The organism is Microbacterium sp., assembly GCF_011620665.1.
In the GTDB taxonomy this organism is placed as follows: Bacteria; Actinomycetota; Actinomycetes; order Actinomycetales; family Microbacteriaceae; genus Microbacterium.
The window spans coordinates 18,192-37,424 of record NZ_WOYQ01000022.1 but is presented as its reverse complement, the minus strand read 5'-3'; the positions used below and the strand labels follow the sequence as shown (position 1 = coordinate 37,424).

At 67.2% G+C, this 19,233-nt stretch carries 22 protein-coding genes and 2 pseudogenes; 7 read left to right on the top strand and 17 right to left on the bottom strand.

Annotation, left to right across the window (positions count from 1 at the left end):
* Nucleotides 1–28: 28 nt before the first annotated feature.
* Entirely contained in the window at nt 29–376 is a 348-nt protein-coding gene (gene rplS, locus QZV81_RS03500; RefSeq protein ID WP_292832729.1) for a 50S ribosomal protein L19, read from the bottom strand.
* Nucleotides 377–551: 175 nt separating this feature from the next.
* The gene (locus tag QZV81_RS03495) at nt 552–1,046 is read right to left on the bottom strand and encodes an MFS transporter permease (protein ID WP_292832572.1); all 495 of its coding nucleotides are present in this window, start codon (nt 1,044–1,046) and stop codon (nt 552–554) included.
* 51 nt (nt 1,047–1,097) lie between these two features.
* On the opposite strand from QZV81_RS03495, the gene map reads away from it, so the two are divergent.
* Nucleotides 1,098–1,880: a type I methionyl aminopeptidase gene (gene map / locus QZV81_RS03490; protein ID WP_292832569.1), complete on the top strand. Its 783-nt coding sequence runs from the start codon at nt 1,098–1,100 to the stop codon at nt 1,878–1,880.
* Between the two features lie 15 nt (nt 1,881–1,895).
* On the opposite strand, the gene trmD is transcribed toward map, so the two are convergent.
* The 4 genes from trmD to rpsP are packed head-to-tail and all read right to left on the bottom strand — an operon-like array spanning nt 1,896 to nt 3,873.
* The gene (gene trmD, locus QZV81_RS03485) at nt 1,896–2,603 is read right to left on the bottom strand and encodes a tRNA (guanosine(37)-N1)-methyltransferase TrmD (RefSeq protein ID WP_292832566.1); all 708 of its coding nucleotides are present in this window, start codon (nt 2,601–2,603) and stop codon (nt 1,896–1,898) included.
* 1 nt (nt 2,604) lies between these two features.
* A complete protein-coding gene (rimM, locus tag QZV81_RS03480) occupies nt 2,605–3,213 on the bottom strand; it encodes a ribosome maturation factor RimM (RefSeq protein ID WP_292832563.1) in 609 nt (202 codons plus the stop codon).
* Nucleotide 3,214: 1 nt separating this feature from the next.
* Nucleotides 3,215–3,445, bottom strand: a complete 231-nt coding sequence (locus QZV81_RS03475) for an RNA-binding protein (RefSeq protein WP_292832560.1) — start codon at nt 3,443–3,445, stop codon at nt 3,215–3,217.
* A gap of 5 nt (nt 3,446–3,450) precedes the next feature.
* Nucleotides 3,451–3,873: a 30S ribosomal protein S16 gene (gene rpsP / locus QZV81_RS03470; protein ID WP_292832557.1), complete on the bottom strand. Its 423-nt coding sequence runs from the start codon at nt 3,871–3,873 to the stop codon at nt 3,451–3,453.
* Nucleotides 3,874–4,057: 184 nt separating this feature from the next.
* Here rpsP and QZV81_RS03465 point away from each other — a divergent pair, with 184 nt between their 5' ends.
* Complete coding sequence (locus QZV81_RS03465; RefSeq protein ID WP_292832554.1) at nt 4,058–5,221, top strand: glutamate--cysteine ligase; 1,164 nt, start codon at nt 4,058–4,060, stop codon at nt 5,219–5,221.
* A 4-nt stretch (nt 5,222–5,225) separates the two neighbouring features.
* Here the strand turns inward: QZV81_RS03465 and ffh are convergent, their stop codons facing one another.
* The gene (ffh, locus tag QZV81_RS03460) at nt 5,226–6,782 is read right to left on the bottom strand and encodes a signal recognition particle protein (RefSeq protein WP_292832551.1); all 1,557 of its coding nucleotides are present in this window, start codon (nt 6,780–6,782) and stop codon (nt 5,226–5,228) included.
* Nucleotides 6,783–6,832: 50 nt separating this feature from the next.
* Here ffh and lipB point away from each other — a divergent pair, with 50 nt between their 5' ends.
* Nucleotides 6,833–7,627: a lipoyl(octanoyl) transferase LipB gene (lipB, locus tag QZV81_RS03455; protein ID WP_292832548.1), complete on the top strand. Its 795-nt coding sequence runs from the start codon at nt 6,833–6,835 to the stop codon at nt 7,625–7,627.
* Entirely contained in the window at nt 7,624–8,646 is a 1,023-nt protein-coding gene (gene lipA, locus QZV81_RS03450; protein WP_292832545.1) for a lipoyl synthase, read from the top strand. Before lipB ends, lipA begins: the two co-directional genes overlap by 4 nt.
* 1 nt (nt 8,647) lies before the next feature.
* Here the strand turns inward: lipA and QZV81_RS03445 are convergent, their stop codons facing one another.
* Genes QZV81_RS03445 through smc form a run of 3 tightly spaced genes read right to left on the bottom strand, consistent with a single transcriptional unit; the run spans nt 8,648 to nt 13,621 of the window.
* Nucleotides 8,648–9,148, bottom strand: coding sequence for a DUF2004 domain-containing protein (locus QZV81_RS03445; RefSeq protein WP_292832542.1), 501 nt, complete (start codon nt 9,146–9,148; stop codon nt 8,648–8,650).
* A 56-nt stretch (nt 9,149–9,204) separates the two neighbouring features.
* Nucleotides 9,205–10,077 carry a signal recognition particle-docking protein FtsY gene (gene ftsY / locus QZV81_RS03440; RefSeq protein ID WP_292832538.1) on the bottom strand — a complete coding sequence of 291 codons (873 nt, stop codon included), beginning with the start codon at nt 10,075–10,077 and terminating at the stop codon, nt 9,205–9,207.
* Between the two features lie 31 nt (nt 10,078–10,108).
* Nucleotides 10,109–13,621 (bottom strand): chromosome segregation protein SMC, encoded by a 3,513-nt coding sequence (gene smc, locus QZV81_RS03435; protein WP_292832535.1) that lies wholly within the window; start codon nt 13,619–13,621, stop codon nt 10,109–10,111.
* 203 nt (nt 13,622–13,824) lie between these two features.
* On the opposite strand from smc, the gene QZV81_RS03430 reads away from it, so the two are divergent.
* On the top strand, nt 13,825–14,907 hold the full coding sequence (locus QZV81_RS03430; RefSeq protein ID WP_292832532.1) for a GNAT family N-acetyltransferase: 1,083 nt from the start codon (nt 13,825–13,827) through the stop codon (nt 14,905–14,907).
* Between the two features lie 11 nt (nt 14,908–14,918).
* Here QZV81_RS03430 and QZV81_RS03425 read toward each other — a convergent pair.
* Both QZV81_RS03425 and QZV81_RS03420 read right to left on the bottom strand, forming a co-directional pair.
* Nucleotides 14,919–15,062, bottom strand: a pseudogene (locus QZV81_RS03425) (zinc finger domain-containing protein); the annotation flags it as partial.
* Between the two features lie 77 nt (nt 15,063–15,139).
* Nucleotides 15,140–15,769 carry a LysE family transporter gene (locus tag QZV81_RS03420; RefSeq protein WP_292832529.1) on the bottom strand — a complete coding sequence of 210 codons (630 nt, stop codon included), beginning with the start codon at nt 15,767–15,769 and terminating at the stop codon, nt 15,140–15,142.
* Nucleotides 15,770–15,838: 69 nt separating this feature from the next.
* Here QZV81_RS03420 and QZV81_RS03415 point away from each other — a divergent pair.
* Nucleotides 15,839–15,967: pseudogene (locus tag QZV81_RS03415) on the top strand (AsnC family protein); the annotation flags it as partial.
* Nucleotides 15,968–15,994: 27 nt separating this feature from the next.
* The gene (locus tag QZV81_RS03410) at nt 15,995–16,270 is read left to right on the top strand and encodes an Lrp/AsnC ligand binding domain-containing protein (RefSeq protein WP_292832726.1); all 276 of its coding nucleotides are present in this window, start codon (nt 15,995–15,997) and stop codon (nt 16,268–16,270) included.
* Nucleotides 16,271–16,299: 29 nt separating this feature from the next.
* Here the strand turns inward: QZV81_RS03410 and mutM are convergent, their stop codons facing one another.
* The 5 genes from mutM to coaD form a co-directional block, all read right to left on the bottom strand.
* On the bottom strand, nt 16,300–17,202 hold the full coding sequence (gene mutM / locus QZV81_RS03405; protein ID WP_292832526.1) for a bifunctional DNA-formamidopyrimidine glycosylase/DNA-(apurinic or apyrimidinic site) lyase: 903 nt from the start codon (nt 17,200–17,202) through the stop codon (nt 16,300–16,302).
* Complete coding sequence (rnc, locus tag QZV81_RS03400) at nt 17,195–17,887, bottom strand: ribonuclease III (protein ID WP_292832524.1); 693 nt, start codon at nt 17,885–17,887, stop codon at nt 17,195–17,197. The genes mutM and rnc overlap by 8 nt, the downstream gene beginning before the upstream one ends.
* A 16-nt stretch (nt 17,888–17,903) precedes the next feature.
* Nucleotides 17,904–18,113, bottom strand: a complete 210-nt coding sequence (rpmF, locus tag QZV81_RS03395; RefSeq protein ID WP_105668338.1) for a 50S ribosomal protein L32 — start codon at nt 18,111–18,113, stop codon at nt 17,904–17,906.
* Between the two features lie 2 nt (nt 18,114–18,115).
* The gene (locus QZV81_RS03390) at nt 18,116–18,664 is read right to left on the bottom strand and encodes a YceD family protein (RefSeq protein ID WP_292832517.1); all 549 of its coding nucleotides are present in this window, start codon (nt 18,662–18,664) and stop codon (nt 18,116–18,118) included.
* 69 nt (nt 18,665–18,733) lie between these two features.
* Nucleotides 18,734–19,228 (bottom strand): pantetheine-phosphate adenylyltransferase, encoded by a 495-nt coding sequence (gene coaD, locus QZV81_RS03385; protein ID WP_292832514.1) that lies wholly within the window; start codon nt 19,226–19,228, stop codon nt 18,734–18,736.
* Nucleotides 19,229–19,233: the final 5 nt, after the last annotated feature.

The following is a 19,233-nucleotide window of genomic DNA, read 5'->3' as shown; positions in this document are numbered from 1 at the left end:
GAAGGAAGAAGGAAGAAGGAAGCGTGACTCAGCGGTCGCGCTTCTCCTTGATCTTGGCCTTCTTGCCGCGCAGTTCACGCAGGTAGTAGAGCTTCGCGCGGCGCACGTCTCCACGCGTGACGACCTCGATGTGATCGATCACGGGGCTGTGCACGGGGAAGGTGCGCTCCACCCCCACCTGGAAGCTGATCTTGCGGACCGTGAAGGTCTCGCGCACCCCGTCACCCGAGCGGCCGATGACGATGCCCTGGAACACCTGGATACGGGAGCGGCTTCCCTCGGTGATGTTGACGTGGACCTTGACGTTGTCGCCGGGGCCGAACGTGGGGATGTCGGAGCGGAGCGAAGCCGCATCGACGGAGTCGAGGATCTGCATGATCGTCACTTCCTGCGACCGCCACAGGTCGATCGCGAGATGTATGGGAAAGGTGATGTGTGCCCGAGACATCCGTTTCCGGAGGCCGCGCTCCCCTGAGGCAGAGCCGATTCAGGGCACAAAAGACCATTCTGCCATGGACGGTCTCCCCCGCCAAACCGGCGTCCGCGTCGCGTCAGGCCGGCGGTGGCCCCGGACGCTCGCTGACGACGACGACCCCAGGGGCTGCGCCCCGCGTCGTCTCGAACCGCGGCGCGGGGATGTAGGCGACGCCGTCGGCGGTTCGCCGCATCGCGACCATCGGCTTCGCTTCTCGCCAAAGCTCCCAGAGCTGCGTCCACAGCAGCGCGACGCCGACGGCCACCGTCACGCCCAGCACAGGCCACCACCACGGGTTCGAGAACACGCCGAGCGCGACGATCAGCACGTGCCAGGCGCCGAAAAGGGCGACATCGATCCACGACACCGAGCGAGAGATGCGCACCGTCCCGCGCGCCCGAACCAGCAGCGACAGCGTCAGCTGCCCGATGAACACGACCGGCACCGAGACGAAGACCCACAGCAGCGCCCAGGGGCTCGCTCCGAAGACGATCCAGCCGATGAGCAGCCACAGGGGCAGCACGAAGGCGGCCGGGATCAGCCATTGAAAGAACGCGCGACGCAACCACATGCCCCGATGCTACGCCGGTCAGGGACAATGGAGGCTGAGGAAAGGATCCCAATGATCGAGCTGCGCACCCCCGCTGAGATCGAAGCGATGCGCCCCGCCGGACGATTCGTCGCGGAGACGCTGGTCACCCTGCGGGCGGAAACCACGGTGGGGACGAACCTGCTGTCGATCGACCGCCGAGCGCACGAACTGATTCGCCGGGCGGGGGCGGAATCGTGCTACATCGACTATCACCCGTCATTCAGCACGGGCCCTTTCGGGAAGGTCATCTGCACGTCGGTGAATGACGCCGTCCTGCACGGGCTCCCCCACGACTACGTCCTGCGCGACGGCGACCTGGTCTCGCTGGACTTCGCCGTCGCGGTCGACGGCTGGGTGGCGGACTCGGCGGTCTCCTTCGTCGTGGGCACTCCCCGGGACGAAGACCTCGCCCTCATCGATACGACCCAACGCGCGCTGGACGCGGCGATCGGCGCCGCCGTCGTCGGAAACCGCATCGGCGACATCTCGTTCGCCACGGCTCAGACAGCGCACGCCGACGGCCTGTCGATCAACACCGACTTCGGCGGTCACGGCGTCGGACGGGTCATGCACGGCGATCCGCACGTACCCAACGACGGCAAACCCGGCCGCGGCTACCCGTTGCGGGCGGGGCTGGTCCTCGCCCTCGAGCCGTGGTTCCTGCAGACGACCGACGAGCTCATCACCGACGTGGACGGCTGGACGTTGCGGAGCGCCGACGGCTCCCGCGGCGCGCACTCGGAGCACACGGTCGCGATCACAGACGACGGACCAGTCATCCTCACCGACCGTTCCTTCCTCGGCGTGGACTGAAGGCGCTCGAGCGAATCAGTCTCGGTCGGTGTCGGGCAGCAGATCGGGTCGACGCGCGCGCGTGCGCTCGATCTGCTGCTCATGGCGCCACTGCGCCACGCGGCCGTGGTGGCCGCTCAGGAGCACCTCCGGCACGTCGTATCCGCGCCACGTGGCCGGCTTGGTGAATGACGGGTACTCGAGCAGCCCGTCTTCGTGCGACTCTTCGACCAGGCTCTCCGGATTGCCGACGACGCCGGGCACAAGTCGGCCGATGGCCTCGATCATCGCCATCGCCGCTACTTCTCCCCCATTCAGGACGTAGTCGCCGAGGCTGATGAGGCGCACATCGCCTCGCGTCGCGGCATAGGCGAAGACCCGCTCATCGATCCCCTCATAGCGGCCGCAACCGAACACCAGATGCTCGCGCGTCGACAAATCGCGCGCAGTCGTCTGAGTGAACACCTCACCGGCCGGTGAAGGGAAGATGATCGTCGGGCGGATGCCGGCATCCGTCCGCTCCACGATCTGGTCGAGTGCGTCGCCCCACGGTTCGGGCTTCATCACCATTCCCGCACCGCCGCCATAGGGCGAATCGTCGACGGTGCGGTGACGATCGTGCGTATGAGCCCTCAGGTCGTGGATGCGCACGTCGAGCAGCCCCGCCCCGCGGGCCTTGCCCAGGAGAGAGACATCCAGGATGTCGAAGAAGGCGGGAAAGATCGTGACGACGTCGATGCGCACGTCAGCCCTCGGAGTTCGCTTCCGTCTCGTCGGCCGAAGCGGAAGCCTCGTCCGGTTCGGCCGGAAGCTCCTCGAAGAGTCCCGGTGGCGGCGTGACCACGATGTGACCGGCGAGCGGGTTGACCTCCGGCACGATCGCCGCGACGAACGGCACCAGGATCTCACTGTCACCAGCGTCGGGCGCCACGATCAGCAGGTCCTGTGCCGGCAGGTGGTCGACACGGATGATGCGACCCACGCGGACGCCGTCCCGGATGACCTCGAGTCCGACGAGCTGGTGGTCGTACCAGGCATCCTCTTCGACGACGGCGCCGGAGACGTCCTGATCGATCCACAGGATCGCGCGGACGATCGAATCCGCGCTCTCTCGGTCCTCGATGTCCTCGAAGAAGACGACAGGGTGTGAGTTCATCCAGCGGAACTCCCGCACGGTCACCGTCTTGCCGTGCCACGGCGAGGATTCCGGGACCTGCAGTGTGAAGACGGCGCCAGGCACGAAGCGCCCGTCCGGGTCGTCCGTGTAGAGCTCCAGCTTGAGTGCGCCCTTCAGACCGTGGGCCTTGACGAGTCGCCCGACGCGAAGCTGCGTCCGGGGGGGACCGGCGGTCACGTCAGTCGTCCGCGACGTCGACGCGCACGCGCACGCCGTCGGCGAGGGCCGACATGAGCGTGCGCAGCGCCTTGGCGGTGCGCCCGCCGCGCCCGATCACCCGTCCACGGTCATCGGGGTGCACGCGCACCTCGAGCACGTCACCGCGGGGTGACGTGGAGGAACGGATGGCGACATCGTCCGGGTGATCGACGATCCCCTTGACGATGTGCTCGAGTGCGGCGGCCAGCACCGTGACTACTCCGCTTCCGTCGCGTCGTCGGCGTCGGCAGCCTCGTCGGCAGCGGCAGCGGGCTCTTCCGACTTCTTCTCGACCTTGGGCCGAAGGACGGACTTCTTGGCGGCGTCGATCTGGAACGCCTCCTTGGTCTCTTTGGTCCTCACTGTCGAGACGGCGTTCGCGTCACCCTTGAACTTGCCCCAGTCGCCCGTGAGCTTGAGGAGCGCGGTGACCTGCTCGGTCGGCTGAGCGCCCACCGAGAGCCAGTACTGCGCACGCTCGGAGTCGACCTCGATCAACGAGGGCTCCTCGGTCGGGTGGTACTTTCCGATCTCTTCGATCACGCGGCCGTCGCGCTTGGTGCGCGAGTCGGCCACGACGATGCGATAGTAGGGCGCTCGGATCTTGCCGAGGCGCTTGAGACGAATCTTGACAGCCACATTTCTCCTTGAGTGCTGTTGTGCGTGATGAACGTCGCCTGGGCTGTGGGGTGCACGCCCGGCGGAAGCTCTGTGATGGGTCTTCTCGCTCGATGAGAGGGTCGGGCAAGCGGTCCAACTGTCTATTTTGCCAGATCATGACGCATGCCGCGAACCACGGCCCGTGCCGTGTCAGACTGTGCGGATGACGGAGCCGTTCGCGACATCCGCCCGCTCGACAGTGGGGCTGGAATGGGAACTCATGCTGGCCGACGGGAAGACAGGCGATCTTGTCCCCCGCGCGCCTGAGATCCTCGCGGCTCTGGGCGAGCGCGACGCACTCGAGCGATACACCATCACCGGCGAACTCCTGACCAACACGATCGAGGTGACGAGCGGGATCGGCGACACCGTCGCCACGGCCGTCGACGACATCGCCGATGCCATCGCAAAGGTGCGGACGATCACCAACCCGCTCGGCGTGGAGTTGCTGTGCGCCGGCAGCCACCCGTTCGCGCAGTGGTACGAACAGCAGGTCACCGACAAGACGCGCTACCAGAGGCTGATCGAGCGCACGCAGTGGTGGGGGCGCAACATGATGATCTGGGGCATCCACGTGCATGTCGGCGTGGAAGACGTCAACAAGGTCTTCCCGATCATCAATGCGCTCACGATCTACCTTCCGCATCTCCAGGCACTCTCCGCCTCGAGCCCGTTCTGGGCCGGCGAACGTACCGGATACTCCTCGAATCGGGCACTCGTGTTCCAGCAGCTGCCGACCGCGGGGTTGCCCTGGCCGCTGACCGACTGGTCGCAGTACGAGTCGTATCTCGAGGATCTCGTGCGCACCGGGACCCTGGACGACTCGAGCGAAGTGCGCTGGGACATCCGGCCGGCACCGCGGTGGGGCACGATCGAGGTCCGCGCGTGCGACGGGATGTCGACGCTTCCGGAGTTGGCCGCCGTCGCCGCCCTGGTGCAGGTGCTCGTCGAGCATTTCTCCCGCGAACTCGACGACGGCCGCGAGCTGCCCTCGCTGCAGCCCTGGTATGTCCGCGAGAACAAGTGGCGCGCGGCTCGGTACGGCCTCGATGCCGACGTCATCGTCGACCGCGCGGGCACGCAACGCCCCGTGAGCGAGCACCTGCTCGACACGCTGTCGTCCCTCGCGCCGGTCGCGGCAGACCTGCACTGCTCCCGCGAGTTCGACGAGATCGGAACAATCCTCTCGAGAGGCGCGAGCTCGACTCGCCAGGTACTCGTGGCCGAGGCGGCCGACGGCGATCTGCGCGCCGTCGTCCACCACCTGATCCGCGAGTTCCGCGCCGGACCCACCCTGCGCGATCACCTGGCATCGCTCGGGAGCTGACCGATCAGCTCTTGCCGAAGAGCTTCTGAATCTCGGCGAGGTCTTGCGGAGTCGGCTCGGCGCCGCGTCCTCCGAGACCGAATCCCGCCCCGGTCCCAGGCGCCGTCGTCGCCGCGATCCCGGCATTCTCGGCCGCTCGCTTGGCAGGGTTGCCCGAGCGGGAACCCACGTTCCCCGACTTCCGCTTGCCGCCGCGTTTGGACGATGCCCCCGGCTTGCCGCCCAGCGGCCCCATCCCCGGTATCGAGGGGACTCCTCCGCGGGCGACGGTCTTCATCATCTTCGCGGCCTGGTCGAAACGCTGGACCAGCTGGTTGACGTCGGTCACGGTCACGCCCGAGCCGCGCGCGATGCGCAGTCGCCGTGAACCGTTGAGCACCTTGGGATTGCGGCGCTCGGCGAGCGTCATCGAACGGATGATCGCCTCCGTGCGGTCGATCTCCCTGTCGTCGAAATCGTCCAGCTGCTGCTTCATCTGACCCATCCCCGGGAGCATCCCGAGCATCTTCTTCATCGATCCCATCTTCTTCACCTGCTGAAGCTGGTCGAGGAAGTCTTCGAGGGTGAACTGATCGGTCGCGAGCTTCTCGGCCATCTTCATGGCTTCGGCTTCGTCGAACGCCGTCTGGGCCTGCTCGATCAGGGTGAGGATGTCACCGAGATCCAGGATGCGGCTGGCCATCCGGTCGGGGTGGAAGGCTTCGAGATCATCGAGCCCTTCCCCCGTGGAGGCGTAGAGGATCGGACGACCGGTGACCGACGCCACCGACAGGGCAGCACCGCCGCGGGCGTCACCGTCGAGCTTGGAAAGGACCACGCCGGTGAAATCGACGCCGTCCTGGAATGCCCTGGCCGTGGTGACGGCATCCTGACCGATCATCGCGTCGATCACGAACAGCACTTCGTCGGGATCGACGGCCTTGCGGATGTCGGATGCCTGCTTCATCATCTCGGCATCCACACCGAGGCGTCCCGCCGTGTCGATGATCACGATGTCGTGCTGCTGTCGGCGCGCGGTGTCGACACCGTCCCGCGCGACGCGCACGGGGTCGCCGATGCCGTTGCCCGGCTCCGGCGCGTACACGGCGGCCCCCGCCTGCTGGGCGACGACCTGCAGCTGGGTCACGGCGTTCGGTCGCTGGAGGTCGGCGGCGACGAGCAGCGGCGTGTGACCTTCCTTCTCGAGCTGTTTGGCGAGCTTGCCGGCGAACGTCGTCTTGCCCGAGCCCTGCAGGCCCGCCAGCATGATGACGGTGGGGGCGGTCTTCGCGAACTGCAACCGGCGCTGCTGGCCCCCGAGGATCGCGATGAGCTCTTCGTTGACGATCTGCACGACCTGCTGGGCCGGATTCAACGCCTTGTTGACCTCATCGCCGAGCGCGCGTTCACGCACCTTGGCCGTGAACTCCTTGACGACAGCGAGGGCGACGTCCGCGTCGAGCAGGGCACGGCGGATCTCGCGGACGGTCCCGTCGACATCGGCGGGCGTGAGCTTGCCCTTCGTGCGGAGGTTGCGGAAGGTCTCTGTCAGCCGGTCGCTGAGGGTGCCGAAGGTCGCCATGGTCCCCCGATTCTATCGCCGGAGCGCGCGCGTTCCGCGGAGGATCCGGCATGAGAGCTTTCCGCGTACCCCAAGAGGCCGGCGGCCGGGTCCGCGAACAGCTCGCCGGCCGCCCCGGCCGACGTAGCGACCGGTATCGTTGGACGCGATCCAACAATCACAATGATCCTCGAGCATCGAAAGCGGAGTGTCGGATGATGGATATTCAGACTCTGGGCCTCGACCCCCACTTCGTCCCCTACCAAGAGGGCTGGGATCTCCAGCGTCGGCTGCACGCCGAGATCGTCGCGGGGCAGCGCCCCGACACCCTCCTCTTGCTCGAGCACGAGTCCGTCTTCACGGCCGGAGCGCGCACGGCCCGCCATGAGCGGCCGACCGACGGCACCCCCGTCATCGATGTCGACCGCGGCGGCAAGATCACCTGGCATGGGCCCGGCCAGCTCGTCGGCTACCCGCTCGTCCGCCTTGCCGAGCCGCTCGACGTCGTCGCGCACGTGCGGCGGATCGAGGGCGTTCTGATCGACATCCTCCGCAGTTACGACGTCGACGGCTATCGCGTCGAGGGCCGCAGCGGTGTGTGGGTGCGGCGCCCGCTGAGCGAAGCGAAGATCGCCGCCATCGGGGTCCGAGTTCAGCGCGGAGTGACCATGCACGGCTTCGCACTCAATTGCGACAATTCACTCGTGCCATTCACCCAGATCGTGCCGTGCGGGATCGCGGATGCCGGAGTGACGACGCTGAGCGAGATGACCGGCGCGGACCTCACGCCCGCGGATGTGCTTCCCCGTGTCGCCGCAGCTTTCGCGAAGGACTTCGCCGCTGCCGGCGCGGAGGTCGCCGCGTGAGCGCGTGCGGAGCACCGGCATCCGTCCCGCCCGCCGGCGGACCGGAGGGGCGCAAGCTTCTTCGACTGGAGGTGCGCAACGCACAGACCCCGATCGAGCGCAAGCCTGAGTGGATCAAGACACGCGCCAAGATGGGGCCCGAGTATGCGGCGCTGCACTCGCTCGTCAAGGACGAGGGGCTCCACACCGTCTGTCAAGAAGCGGGTTGCCCGAACATCTACGAGTGCTGGGAGGATCGCGAAGCGACCTTCCTCATCGGCGGCTCACAGTGCACGCGCCGATGCGATTTCTGCCAGATCGACACGGGAAAGCCGGCCGACTACGACACCGACGAGCCGCGCCGCGTCGCCGACAGTGTGCGCCGGATGCAGCTGCGCTACGCCACCGTGACCTGCGTCGCCCGGGACGACCTGCCCGACGGCGGTGCGTGGCTGAACGCCGAAACGATTCGGCAGATCCACACCGTGAACCCCGGCACGGGCGTCGAGTTGCTGGCGACCGACTTCAACGGCGACCCCGACCTGCTGCGCGAGGTCTTCGACGCTCAGCCAGAGGTCTTCGCGCACAACGTTGAGACCGTGCCGCGGATCTTCAAGCGCATCCGCCCGGCGTTCCGCTACGAGAGGTCGCTGGACGTGCTGACTCAGGCGCGGGCTGCCGGACTCATCACCAAATCGAACCTGATCCTGGGCATGGGCGAGGAACCCGCCGAAGTCGTCCAGGCGTTGCAGGACCTGCACGACGCCGGCACCGACATCGTCACGATCACGCAGTACCTGCGTCCCACCCCGCGCCACCTCCCTGTCGCTCGTTGGGTGCGACCGGACGAATTCGTCGCATTCAAGGAGGAAGCCGAGCGGATCGGATTCCTGGGTGTGCTGGCCGGCCCCCTCGTCCGCTCCTCCTACCGCGCGGGCCGCCTCTGGGCGCAGTCGATGGCATCGAAGGGTCGCGCGATACCCGCGGGTCTCGAGCATCTCGCTGCGTCCGCCGACCTGGGTTTCGCGCAGGCGGTCTGACTCAGTCGGCGCTGGTGACCGACTGCACGTCGCCGTCGCTGCCGAGATTCACCAGCAGCACCGCGTCGGCGTCGTCAGGGTCAAGCGCGTACTCCAGCACGGCGAAGGGATCAGAGCCTCCGTGCTCGTCGGCGAGAATGGTCATGCTGACCAGTTGCAGCGACCGGATGATGTCCACGTGGACGTCTCCGGAGATGTCCACGAGCAGGTCCTCGAGTTCGTCGCCGAACGATTCCTGCTGCTGAAGCAGGTATTCGGTGACCTCGCTCGTGCGATCGTCGAGCTCGGAGACCATCGCATTGCGCGACTTCGCGTCGATCGCCTCCAGCGACGAGATCATGGCGGCCGCGACATCGAGCGCCGCCTCGGACACATCGTCCTGGTCGGGCGCAGTCAAGTCGACCGTGACGCGCTGATCGCCCAGCTCGACGTTCTCAGACCAAAAGATCGACCCGTCGGGACCGGACTCCAAGAGTCCGAAGTAGTCGTGCTCGATCGCCATATGCCCATGAAACCAGCACGGCCGCCGGTTCGCGACCCCGGCGGCGTGTCGGCGCGTCATTCCACGAGCGCAGCAGCGAAGACGTGCGGCGTGAAACCGGTCAGATCCCCGATGCCCTCGCCTTGGCCGAGCAACTTCACGGGGATGCCCGTGCGCTCCTGAACCGCGAGCACGAATCCGCCCTTCGCCGAACCGTCCAGCTTCGTGATCACGAGTCCCGTGACGCCGGCGTGCTCCAGAAAGGCCGAAGCCTGCATCACGCCGTTCTGACCGGTCGTCGCGTCGAGGACGAGCAGGACCTCGCTGATGGGCGCCTGCTTCTCGATCACCCGGCGGATCTTGGTGAGTTCGTCCATCAGTCCGGCCTTGGTGTGCAGGCGCCCGGCGGTGTCGACGAGCACGATGTCGATACCGTGCTCGTTCGCGTATCCGATGGTCTGGTAGGCGACGGATGCCGGATCCTGCCCCTCGTGCTGGGGCCGAACGATCGCGGCGCCCCCGCGCTCGGCCCACGTGGCGAGTTGATCGACGGCTGCGGCACGAAACGTGTCGGCGGCACCGACGACGACCGACCGGTCGAATCGCCGCAGGTAGTTCGCGAACTTGCCGATCGTCGTCGTCTTGCCGACGCCGTTGACTCCGACGACCAACACGACCGCGGGGCGCTCGGTGAGCCGGAGCGTCGTGTCGAACTTCGCGAAGTGCTCTTCGAGTGACTCCTTCAGCATCCGCTGCAGGTCGCGGGGATCGGTCGTCCTGTAGCGCTCGACCTTCTCGCGCAGCTCGTCGACGAGTCGCTCGGTGACATCGGGACCGAAATCCGCCGTCAGCAGGGCGGCCTCGAGGTCCTCCCACGTGGTCTCGTCGATGGTCGGTTTGACGAACATGCCGCGCAGCGCACGTCCGATCGACCAGGGATTCTCCGCCATGACTCCAGCCTACGGGCGCGGCGCGATGCGCCTACGCGTGCTCACGGACGCGCTGTCCGACGACGGCCGACACGCCGTCCTGCCGCATGGAGACGCCGTAGAGAGCGTCGGCGATTTCCATCGTGCGCTTCTGGTGCGTGATGACAATGAGCTGGCTCGACTGCCGCAGCTGCTCGAACACGCCCAGCAGGCGCCCGAGGTTCGCATCATCGAGTGCTGCCTCCACCTCGTCGAGGATGTAGAACGGGCTCGGACGCGCCTTGAAGATCGCGGTGAGCAGCGCCACCGCCGCCAAGGAACGCTCTCCCCCGGAGAGCAGGGACAAGCGCTCGATCTTCTTCCCGACCGGCCGCACCGAAACCTCGATGCCGGTCGTCAGCGGATGCTCGGGATCCGTCAGCGAAATGCTGCCTGCGCCGCCCGGGAACAGAACGGGAAACACCTCGCCGAACGCGGTACGGGTGTCCTCGAATGCTGCGAGGAAGATCGTCTGCATCCGATCGTCGAGCTCTTCGATGATCGTCAAGAGATCCGCGCGAGTCTGCACGAGATCCGCCAGCTGCTCGGTGAGGAACGCATGCCGTTGCTCCAGCGCCGCGTACTCTTCGAGCGCCAGCGGATTCACACGTCCGAGCAGTCCGATCTTGCGCTCGGCCTCCTGCAGTCGGCGCCGCTGAGCCGGGCGATCGAACGCGAGCGGCTCACCCTCTCCGTCGTCAGAGGGAATGGGTTGGTCGGGTCCGTATTCCCGAATGAGAATCTCCTCGTCCAGACCGAGCTCCGAAGAAATCCGTTCGCCGAGACTCGCCGCATGAAGGCGCTTCTCGTGCATCTGAAGTTCGAGCCCGTGCACACTCTCGGTCAGCCCGCTGAGCCGCTCACGCACGCTCGCCTCTCGAGTGCGAAGCTCAGAGAGGTCGATCGTGAGGGCACTGCGCGACTGCTCGGCGATCTCCAGCTCCACACGCGCCTGCGCCACCGAACGGTCGACCGAGTCCAGGAGCGGCGGCAGGGTCGCGACGACGTCCGCGGCGCGCTCGCGCTGGGTCCGGCGGATGAGCGCTCGCCGCGCCGCCTCGTCCGCCGCGGCGCGTTCCCGTTCGCGCTGGCGTTCCAGCTGGAGCACACGTGCCTCCCCCGCGCGAACACGTTCCCTGAGCGTCTCGACGTGCAACCGAGCGCCCATTTCCGCATCGCGCGCCGCTTCCAGCGCAGCCAGCATCCCCTCACGCGCCGAGGCGTCGAACATCGGGCGCGGCGCTTCGAGAGCCACGGTGACGTCCTCCGCGGCGGCCCGCACCGCCGACTCGGCCTCGGTGACAGCGGATTCCGCCTGGCGCAATCCGCTTTCGAGTCGCTCGCACTCGGCTGCCGCGGCCTCGTGCCGCACGGTCGCCCGGTTGACCCGCTCGGCGTGCGCGGCCAGTGCCGCGTCGTGATCGCGCAAGCGGGCGAGAGCATCGCGCGTCTGCACACGGGATTCCTCCCACGCCCGCTGACTGTGTGCAAGGGCCTCGCGCAGTGACTCGACGACGACAGTGATCTCGCCGAGTCGTTCGAGAGCCGCGTCGCGCTCAGCGCCCAGCTCCAACCGCGACCGGCCCGAGCCCGAGCCTGCGTGCAGCGAGTACGCCGTCATGATCTCTCCCGCGCGCGTGACGATTCTCACGGAGGAGCGGTCCCCCGCAGCCTTCAGCGCTGCGCCCGCACTGTACGCGGCTTGGAGATCATCGACGATCAGCACGTGCGCGAGGATGCCCCGGATGCCGGCCGGGGCCGTGACCACATCGCGCGCGAGGATCCCTGCACCGATGCCCTCCGGCCGCGCGAGCGGACCGTCGGCTGCGGCGTCGGCGACCGCGATGTCGATGGCACCGAGATCCTCGTCGCGTGCCGTGCGGGCCACCCGCAATGCGGCTGCGACATCATCGACCAGGACACCCTCGGCCAGGGCGCCCAGAGCCGCAGCGATGGCGGTCTCGAAGCCCGGTGTCACTTTCACTGCGTCGCCGATCAGTCCCCGCACGTCCCGTCCGCCGCGCGCGACGACCGTGGCGGCCGCATTGCGGACGTCGAGCGCGCGTCCGAGCGCGGCTGCCTGCGCGGTGAGCGACTCCACCTCGCGTTCGGCGGAGTGCAGTCGTTCACGCAGCGTGGCGACCGCGCTCTCGCCGTCCGACGCATCGCGCTGAGCGCGTTCGTACGCGGCTGCGTGCTCAGCGGCGGAACCCTCGGGGATGAGGGCCGGATCGAACTGGTCCAGGACCGCCTCCGCCTCGGCTCGGCGCGCGAGAGCGGCATCGAGCGCCCGCTGCTGGCGCTCGACCGCACTTCGCACCGCCTCCAGGCGCGAAGCGGCTGCATCGGCGGAGCCGCGCAAGGCGCTCAGGCGCATGTCGTGCGCCGAGACCAGCGCGCTCTGCGCGGCGATGTCCGCATCCAGGGCATCCAGCTCAGCGCGTGCCCGGATGACATCTCGCGACGCGGCGACGGCCGCATCCTCCGCGCCACCGAGGCCCGCGCCGATGCCGTCGACCTCGGCCCGTGCATCGTCGATCATGCCCTGGGTGACCGTCGCGGCCTCGACCGCGAGCTGGCCGTCGTCCCCGAGAAGTGCCAGCCGTTGACCGGCCAGCGAATACAGGCCCCGCAGGCGTTCCTGCACCTGCGCGAGAGCGAAGGTGACGCTGCGCGCACGATCGACCGCCTCCGACCTCTGCTGCGTCTCGAGGGAGTCGATGCGCAGCCTCAGCCGATCCGACTCGTCCTGGAGCACCAGCCGCTCCGCGTGGCGCTCCCGTTCGTTGCGCGCGTGATCGGCGAGCTGACTGCGCAACGCCACCAGCTCATCAGCGTAGAGACGCGCTTTCGCGTCACGGACGACGGCGGCGATGGTCGCAGCCTCCCGGGCGACCTCGGCCTGCTTGCCGAGAGGCTTGAGCTGGCGTCGCAGTTCTCCGGCGAGGTCGCTGAGGCGGGTGAGGTTGGCCTCCATCGCCTCGAGCTTGCGGAGAGTCTTCTCCTTGCGGCGACGATGCTTCAGGATGCCGGCGGCTTCCTCGATGAAGCCGCGACGATCTTCCGGGCTCGCCTGCAGCACACTATCGAGCCGGCCCTGGCCGACGATGACGTGCATCTCGCGTCCGAGCCCCGAGTCGCTCAAGAGTTCTTGAACATCGAGCAATCGGCAGGTCTGTCCATTGATCGCGTACTCGCTCGCCCCATTGCGAAACAGCGTGCGACTGATCGTCACTTCGCCGTACTCGATCGGGAGCGCTCCGTCGGCGTTGTCGATCGTGAGCTGTACCTCGGCGCGGCCGAGCGGTCCCCGCGTCGACGTGCCGGCGAAGATGACATCATCCATCTTGCCGCCGCGGAGGGTCTTGGCCCCCTGCTCCCCCATGACCCACGCGAGAGCATCGACGACGTTCGACTTTCCCGACCCGTTCGGACCGACGATGCACGTGACGCCTGGCTCGAGGGCGAACGTGGTCGGCTGCGCGAACGACTTGAAGCCCTTGAGCGTCAGGCTCTTCAGGTGCATTCGAACGCCCTCCGCGCTATGAGTGTGCCGATAACGCTAGCGGACGCACCGCGCGTCGCCGCGGCGACGGGCCGACACGCGGTCTGAGCTGCGCTTGACGCGGCAGCGGACGCGCGACGACGGTCGCAGACCGTGCGATGCGGCATGCTGGCATGATCCGCCCATCTTCTGCGCCGGCGACGTCCTTCACACGAAAGCACACCATGACCGTTGCGACGGGGGTCGAGTATCGACCCCTCATTCTCCCCCACTCCCTGACGGATCCGGACGCCGCCGACTTCCTTGAGTTCGCGCGAGTTCGCAACCTCGTCTACCGCGAGATCGCAGGCAACGCCGACGACGACGTCACGCCCGAGGAACTGCTCCCGCTCTACCGGAGCGATCAGGACGAGACCCGCTACGCCTGGGCTGTCATCGCCGACGGTGAGTTCGTGGGTCGCGTCGGCGTCGACATCCCGCTCGAGGATGGTTCGCGTAGCGCCTTCTGGCTCGTCGAACTTCTCGCTTCTCATCACGGGCGCGGCATCGGGAGAGCCGGGTATGCGCTGATCGAAGAAAAGGCACGGGAGCACGGTCGCACGGTTCTCCAGTCCTGGGCGCAGCATCCAGACGTCGAGGGTCCGCGTCTGAGCGCTCCCACTGGCTTCGGGTCGATCCCGGAAGACCGGGCGGCGCGGTTCTATCTCGCGAACGGCTACACGCTTGAGCAGATCGAGCGGCAGAGCGTGCTCGACCTCGCGGCATCCGAGGGCACGGTCGCGAAGCTCCTTGCCGAAGCGGAGCGTGCGTCGGCGGATTACCGAATCGTGCAGTGGCACGCGCCGACTCCCCCGGAGTTCGTCGAAGGCTATGCGTGGGTCAAGTCTCGAATGTCCACCGACGCGCCCAGCGCCGCACTCGAGTTCGATGAAGAGGTCTGGGATGCGGCGCGCGTCGCCCGACACGATCAGCGCCACCTCGACGCCGGCAGCCGGGTTCTCGTCACGGCCGCTCAGCACATCCCGAGCGGGACTTTGGTTGCCTTCAACGAGCTCGTGCTCAGTGCGGATGCCGAAGGCCCGAGCCACCAGGAAGACACACTCGTGCTCAAGGAGCACCGGGGCCACAAGCTGGGCCAGCGGGTGAAGTGCGCGGGGTTGACAACATGGCGAACCCAGGACGCGCCGCTGTCCCCCAAGGTGATCACATACAACGCCGAGGAGAACCGCCCCATGCTCGACATCAACGAGGCGATCGGGTTTACGCCCGTGGCCTACAACGGCGCATGGAAGAAGGTGCTTCGGTAGGCGTCCATGCATCACTGGGCCGCGAGCGGCTGGCAGCTCGGACAGAAGTGCGAGCCGCGGTTCATAAAGCTCTCGCGAACGATCGGCGTACCGCACCGCGGGCACGGTTTGCCCTGCCGTCCATACGCGTTCAGCGAATGGGCAAAGTACCCCGCGACGCGGCGACGACAACGCGCCGCGGCCAATGCGAGAGGCGCGTCAGACGAAGGCTGGTCAGCTCCGACCGGGTGGATCAGCTGAGTGCCCCGGCGATCATCAGCACACCCAACGTGCACACCGCGCAGTTCCCCATGATCGCGGTGATGCCCCGGAACCGTACGCCTGCCCTCCAATGAACAATCGCGCCGACGAGCACGAGCAGCAGCTGCCACCCCAGTGAGGCCGCCGCGACGCCCACGACGAACATGGCCGCGCTCACGGCTGATGCCATGAGTTCCGAGAACCCCGTCACCGTAGCCGCGAAATACACCACGGTGGCAGGGTTGATCGCGGTAAGACCGAAGAACACTGCATAGCGTTGGGATGGCCGCCCGCGAGGACTCAACGCGTCAGGGCTGCCCTTGACGGTGGATCGCCGCGCACGGATCAGATTCCACACCGCGAGCACCACCAGGGCCGCGCCGCCGAGCACCTTCGGCCACGGCCCCCAGCTGGAGATCACTGGCGACAGTACCGCCCCACCGATGACGGCGACTGTGCAGTAAAGCAGGTCCGCAGTGGCGACCGCCGCGGCCGCGGGAACGCCGCGCGCCCAGCCCAGGCTGGCGCCCTCCTGTATCAGCAGCACTCCGATCGCCCCGAGCGGAATGACGAGTGCGAGACCGACGACCAGGCCGGTCGTGTGCGCGGCGAAGGGATCCACGCTCTGAGCATTGCTGACCTTAAGAGCCAGGACTTCACTTCTTTCTGGCAAATTGAGAGAATTCACCACATGGACGTTGTAAACGAGCAAATTCTCAGCATTCTCCGCGCAGATGGCAGAGCTGCGTTCAGCGCGATTGGTCGGCACGTAGGCCTGAGTACGAATGCAGCCGCGGCGAGGGTGCGACGGCTGGAGTCAACCGGCGTGATCGTCGGGTATTGTGCAGTGCTGGGCACGGATCCACCCGAGCACTTCAGCGGGATCGAGGCGTTCATCGATGTGCGCCTCACCCCCGACCGCGACTCGGAAGAGTTCCTCGCCTGGACCCGTGGCGTCCGCCAGATCCTTGACGCAGTGCACGTCACCGGCCCCTATGACTATCTGCTGCGGATTCGCACCGCAGACACAGCTGCCCTCGATCGCCTGCTGCGGCTACTCAAGCGGGAAGGTGGTGCCGCGCAGACGCAGACGCGGCTCGCGCTCCGGCCCTCCGCTGACTGAGCCGGACTCACGGAGTCCTCCGCGCATTCCTAGCGCTTCCGCTGGCAGCGCGGGCAGAAGTGCGACGAGCGCCCGCCGATGACGATGCGCCGGATCGGTGTTCCGCAGCGGTGACAAGGCTCCCCCGCGCGCCCGTAGGCGTTCAGCGAATGGGCAAAGTACCCCGCCTGTCCGTTGACGTTGACGTACTGGGCGTCGAAACTCGTCCCGCCCTCAGCGAGGGCCCTGTTCAAGACAGCGCGCACCTCATCCAGCAGCCGCGCCGCAACCTCGGGTGAAAGAGCGGACGCCGCGGTCTCGGGGTGAATGCGGGCCGCCCACAGCGCTTCATCGGCATAGATGTTGCCGACGCCGCTCACCACTGCTTGGTCCAGAAGCACCCGTTTGACCGCCGACCGCTTCGCCCGCATGGCAGCAATCGTCCGGGTGTCCGAGAATGCGGCGTCCAGCGGGTCGCGAGCGATGTGAGCGACCTGTGAGGGGGTCACCGCGGCATCGGTGCCCCACCCCCCCGGCGCACCGTCCATCGTCGGGACGAGGGCGTCCAGGGCGAGCGAGCCGAAAGTGCGTTGATCGCTGAACACGATGGCGACCTCGCCGTGCGCGGGGTGTGCGATGTCGATGCGGATGCGCTCATGCCGCTCAATCGGTGCGCCACCGGGGCGCAAGAGAAACTGGCCACTCATACCGAGGTGAGCGATGAGGGCTTGGGGCGTTGTCGCGAAGTCACGCAGAGGCAGCCAGAGGAACTTTCCGCGACGCGCTGCGGCTTCGAATGTCCGGCCGGTCAGCGCCGCCTCGAACGCCGCCGAGTCACCGTCATGCCTCGTGAGAGCGCGCGCGTCATGAGCGGTCACCGCGACCACCCGCGCGCCGATGACCGCGGGGGCGAGACCAGCGCGAACGACTTCGACTTCGGGAAGTTCAGGCACGTGCGTTCAGCGCATGCCACACGGCCAGCGCTGCGGCCATCTCAGCGTGCTTCTTGCTCGACCCCGTGCCCGTGCGCGTCACATCATCGACGACGACGGTCGCGGTGAAGGACCGATTGTGATCGGGGCCCTCCGCGATGACCGCATAGGTCGGTGGCGCCAGCGCAAGACGCGCGGCGAGTTCCTGCAGACTCGTCTTGGGGTCCATCGCCGCGCCGTGGCGTTCCGGATCGGCGAGGAGCGGAGCGACGAGACGCAGCACAAGCGCAGCCGACTCTTCGGCACCGGCCGAGAGGAAAGCCGCCCCGATGACGGCCTCCATCGTGTCGGCGAGGATCGAGTCCTTGTCGCGACCGCCGGTCTGATCCTCACCGCGACCGAGACGGACGTGGGCGCCGAGTTCTATGCCCCGCGCGACTTCTGCCAGCGCGACGGTCGAGACGACGCTGGCCCTCCGCTTGGCCAGCGAGCCCTCGTCCAGGCCGGGATGCGCCGTGAAGAGGTGAACCGTCACCGCCTGACCCAGGATCGAATCGCCGAGGAACTCGAGACGCTCGTTGTTCGCGAGTCCGCCGTTCTCATACGCGTAGGAACGATGAGTCAGCGCAAGAGACAGAAGCTCGGGGTCGATATCGACCCCGAGCCTGTCGGTGAGCAACGCGTGCTCAGCGAAGAAGTCCGCCACGGCTATGCCGCGATGATCAGACGTCGGCGACCTTGCGCCCCTTGTACTCGAGGAACAGCTCGGTGCCCTGCGAGTCGGTGACGACCTTGGCCTGGTGCGGGCGGCTGTAAACGACCTTGCCGTTCTCGATCGTCTTGACGAGCGCGATCGGGGCCGCCTTCCACTGCGCGCGACGCGAACGGGTGTTGGAGCGGGAGACCTTCCGCTTCGGGGGGTTACCTGCCATGGCTAGCTCTTCTCTGTGTCGGAGACGGCGCGGCGGGGAGCCTCGCCATCCTGGTCTGGGGTGAGGGCCTTCAACGCGGCCCAGCGCTCGTCGATCGGAATCTCCGGCGCGGCTGTTGCGGTCAGCCTCTCGCCCGTGGCCGGATCAAGGCCGGGGCAATCCGGCTGACACACCGGCTGGAACGGAAGCGACAGGACGATCGAATCCCTGACCAGATTTTCAAGATCCACGTGGTCGTCTTGAACGTCGAAGTCGGTCACTTCCTCCCCAGGATACCCGAAGAGCTCCTGAAACTCGACCTCCAGCGGCTGAACGATATCGGTGAGGCACCGCCCGCAGACCCCCGAGTACTCGGTCGCCATGTCGGCGGTGACGAGAATCCCCTCGTGCACCGACTCCAGCCGCACCGCGAGCTCGAGCGTCTCGCCCTGCGGAACGGACACGAGACCTTCGCCCCACTTCTCCGGTACTTCAGTCGTGCTCTGGAACTCGCGCATCTCGCCGGGATGCCCGACGATGTCGCGGACCGGGTAGATGAACGGACCGCTCACATGCCTTCTTCTGACCACGACGCCATGTTAGCGGCCGCAGGCTGGACGATGGCCCGGGGGCGGCAGCGCTCAGCGTCCACTGCCGGTGTCGAGGAACCGCGCCACGGGGGCCGGGACGTACGGTGACACATCGCCGCCGAGGGCGGCGACCTGACGCACCAAAGAGCTCGAGACCAGCGCGTGCGCAGGGTCGGGCAGGAGGAACACGGTTTCAATATCCGCCAGGTGCCGGTTGACGATCGCCATCGGAGTCTCGTACGCGACATCGACCTGGGATCGGATGCCCTTCACCAGGATGCCGGCACCGACATCCTGCGCATAGTCCACGAGCAGTCCCATGCTCCAAGAGGCGACGATCACATTGCCTTCGATGCGCTCTTCGGCGATCGACTGCTCAAGAAGCGCGAGACGCTGAGCGATCGGCAGCATCGCTTCCTTACCGGGGTTGTGCACGACCAGAACGTGCAGCTCGTCGTAGAGAGCCGCCGCGCGGCGGATCACATCGAGGTGGCCGAGCGTCGGCGGGTCGAATGAGCCTGGGGCCACAGCGATGCGGTTGTTCATGGCAC

Coding starts and splice junctions, on each gene's coding strand:
- QZV81_RS03495 (WP_292832572.1), bottom strand. CDS start 1,046: ATGTGGTTGCGTCGCGCGTTCTTTCAATGGCTGATCCCGGCCGCCTTC.
- ffh (WP_292832551.1), bottom strand. CDS start 6,782: ATGGCGACCTTCGGCACCCTCAGCGACCGGCTGACAGAGACCTTCCGC.
- QZV81_RS03430 (WP_292832532.1), top strand. CDS start 13,825: ATGACCGTTGCGACGGGGGTCGAGTATCGACCCCTCATTCTCCCCCAC.
- QZV81_RS03445 (WP_292832542.1), bottom strand. CDS start 9,148: ATGGCGATCGAGCACGACTACTTCGGACTCTTGGAGTCCGGTCCCGAC.
- lipB (WP_292832548.1), top strand. CDS start 6,833: ATGAGAGCTTTCCGCGTACCCCAAGAGGCCGGCGGCCGGGTCCGCGAA.
- QZV81_RS03465 (WP_292832554.1), top strand. CDS start 4,058: ATGACGGAGCCGTTCGCGACATCCGCCCGCTCGACAGTGGGGCTGGAA.
- rplS (WP_292832729.1), bottom strand. CDS start 376: ATGCAGATCCTCGACTCCGTCGATGCGGCTTCGCTCCGCTCCGACATC.
- map (WP_292832569.1), top strand. CDS start 1,098: ATGATCGAGCTGCGCACCCCCGCTGAGATCGAAGCGATGCGCCCCGCC.
- rpmF (WP_105668338.1), bottom strand. CDS start 18,113: ATGGCAGGTAACCCCCCGAAGCGGAAGGTCTCCCGCTCCAACACCCGT.
- smc (WP_292832535.1), bottom strand. CDS start 13,621: ATGCACCTGAAGAGCCTGACGCTCAAGGGCTTCAAGTCGTTCGCGCAG.
- ftsY (WP_292832538.1), bottom strand. CDS start 10,077: ATGGCGGAGAATCCCTGGTCGATCGGACGTGCGCTGCGCGGCATGTTC.
- coaD (WP_292832514.1), bottom strand. CDS start 19,228: ATGAACAACCGCATCGCTGTGGCCCCAGGCTCATTCGACCCGCCGACG.